Raw genomic sequence first — 2,861 nt, forward strand, 5'->3', positions numbered from 1 at the left:
CTATCTCTATTCTGGATGAAATATCTGAGGAGTGCTGGAAGTACGAGTTTAAGCAATACTTGGTCAGTCGAAACCAGTATGATGAGCAGGTGAAATCTTCTCGAGCAGATTTCTGCTTAATAGAAAGCTGTTGGAAAGGTAACAGGGGGGCTTGGCAGTATGCCTTTACTTCTCCAGGGTTGAAGCATAAAAATGCGAAAGCATTGCTGGATTTTCTTCCGAAGGTAAAAGAGAAAATGCCACTTCTTTTCTGGAATAAAGAAGATCCGATGCACTATGAGAAGTTCTTGCCTATTGCCAAGTATGCTGATGTGATATTTACCACTGACTCAAACAAGGTTTCAGAGTACAAGAAGGATGTTCCAGGGGCTGAGGTTTATGCAGTGCCTTTTGCGGCACAGCAGAATATTTGTAACCCTTCTGGAAGGTTTCGTTGTGAGCCTGAGTCTGTATGCTTCGCAGGCTCTTATTACAGTGTAGGGCACGATGAACGGAAGCGACAAATGCATGCGCTTCTGCCTTCAATCATTGAGTTCAAAGGTGCTATTTACGACCGTTTCTCCAAGCTGGACAACGAAAGATATAAATTCCCGGAAGAGTTTCAGCCTTACATCAGAGACTCGGTCCCCTTTGATGAGGTAGTGAAGCTCTACAAGCAGTTTAAGGTGTTCTTGAATGTAAACACCATTGTCGACTCACCTACGATGATGTCTCGACGTGTCTATGAGTTGTTGGCATGTGGTACGCCTGTTGTGTCTACTCCCTCCCGTGCGATTGAGGAGCAGTTCTCAGGTATCGTTCATATGGCAAACGATGCCCAAGAAGCTAATGAAATTATTGAGAAGCTGCTGACTGATAATCACTATTGGGATAAAACATCACACCTTGGCTACCGTGAGGTGATGAAAAAACATACTTATGCGCATCGGTACCAGGAAATAAGAAAGTCTCTCGGCTATGAAGAAAATCTGTCGGACCCTCTTGTTAGTATCGTGACCTGTACTAGAAGGCCCCACATGAGTGAACGCCTAGTTGAAAATGTGGCCCGTCAAAACCATAAAAATCTAGAACTGATTCTTTGGGTGCAGGACTTCTCACCAACGGACGTTGAGGACCTAAAGTCATTACTCCATAGCAAAGTTAAGAATGCTAAGAGGATAGAGCTGGTCGAAGACGACTCCGACAAGACTCTTGGCCAAAGGTTTAATGCCGCAGCCACGTTGGCAAAAGGCGATTACATTGCCAAAATGGATGATGATGACTTCTATTTTGAGCATTATCTGTCTGATATGCTGATTCCTTTCTCATTTGGTGATTATGCCATGGTAGGGAAGCGTGAGGTCTTCATGTACCTCTCTGGGAGCAACAAGTTGATACGTAGGTTCCCTGGGCAGAGGCACATGGAGTTTAACTTTGTAGCAGGGCCAACGTTTGTTATCAAAAAGTCGGTATTTGATGAAATAGGGTTTGAAAGCCGAAATACTGGTGAAGATAGCTCTTTCCTCAAGAATGTCATTGAGAAAAAATACAAAATTTATGCAGCTGACCCGTTCAATTTTATCCAGTTCAGAGCTTCTGGAGGAGGTCATACTTGGGGGGAGTCAGATGATTACTTTGTCTCGAACCCTCAAGTCAGAGTTGAGGCTGATGAGTTTGATACCAAGCTTATGGATTTTTAATAGTGAAAAACCTTGAATTTTACAATTACGACTTGCTTTCTGGAATTGACAAAAAGCTGTTAGTTTCATTGGCTGATGATGAAGCATGTTTGCGCAAAGGAACGCCGATTTTTAATGTGACAGTTCCATTTGATTGGGCTCAAAATCCTCATAACGACTCGAACTGGTGTTTTCAGCTTCATTGCTGGAGGATGGGGGATAAATGGCTTCGAGAATACTTTGAAACTGGAAGTTGCAGTGCTTTAAAAAAGACTATTTCTATAGTTAAAGATTGGCATAGATTTCACTTTAAAGATAAGTGCTGCTCTGACTATTCGTGGTATGACATGTCAGTGGGGATTAGGGCTGCAAGAATAGCGTTCTATTGTTCTGTGGTTAAAGAGGAAAAGAGCTGCTTTGACTCTGATGAGCTTGATAGTTTGGCTTCTTGCTTGGATGAGCTTGCTAAGGCACACTTGGAGTTCCTAACTAAAGAAAAAAATCTACATAAAGGAAATCACGGTATTTTCCAGCTGCATGGCCTAGTAGTACTTGCCTTGTGTCTCCAAGATAATCATGCGCTGGAGTACGCAAGTGAGAAGTTCGATAAGATTATGGGGGCTCAGTTTACAAAAAACGGGCTGCATACCGAGAACTCTCCTGAATATCACTTTTTTGTTTTAAACTTGATCGAAAGGCTGAAGCTTGACGAACTGTTCTCTCAGTCGCTCCCGTCAAGCGTATTAAATAAAGCTAACAGCATCAAAAAGTGGTTAGCAATGCCTGACGGCCGTTTGGCTACATTTGGTGATACATCATCACGGTCGAAGTGGTCCGAAACGATTAAGTCGCAGATAGCAATAAAAAAAGATAATGATGAGCATTTTGTCAAAGATATCTCTGATGATGGTCTTTTTATTGTTAGAAATAATAAAGAAAGGCCCGATTACTTCGCTACGACGTTTGGCGGCCATAGCTATGTCCACAAGCACGCTGATGTGGGGCAGATTGTTTTTTGGTATAAAGGTACACAATTCCTCGCTGATCCAGGAAAGTACATTTACGGAAAATTGGAAGAGCGTGACAGAGTGGTTTCAGCCATTTCACATGGAGTGATGGACTCCTACCCAGAAACACTGCATCCAACGGATATAAAACTTCCTGAATCAGGAAGCCATAAGACTGGTGTTACTGTTCTTGAAG

General features: G+C 42.6%; 2 protein-coding genes. Both read left to right on the forward strand.

What is annotated here, in order from left to right; all coding sequences use genetic code 11:
- The coding region (locus AC0UA9_RS17240; protein WP_475661954.1) for a glycosyltransferase family protein at nt 1-1,679 on the forward strand (1,679 nt) is incomplete at its 5' end.
- A gap of 2 nt (nt 1,680-1,681) precedes the next feature.
- The coding region (locus AC0UA9_RS17245; protein WP_475661956.1) for a heparinase II/III family protein at nt 1,682-2,861 on the forward strand (1,180 nt) is incomplete at its 3' end.

It is taken from the genome of Colwellia sp. F1, assembly GCF_056238625.1.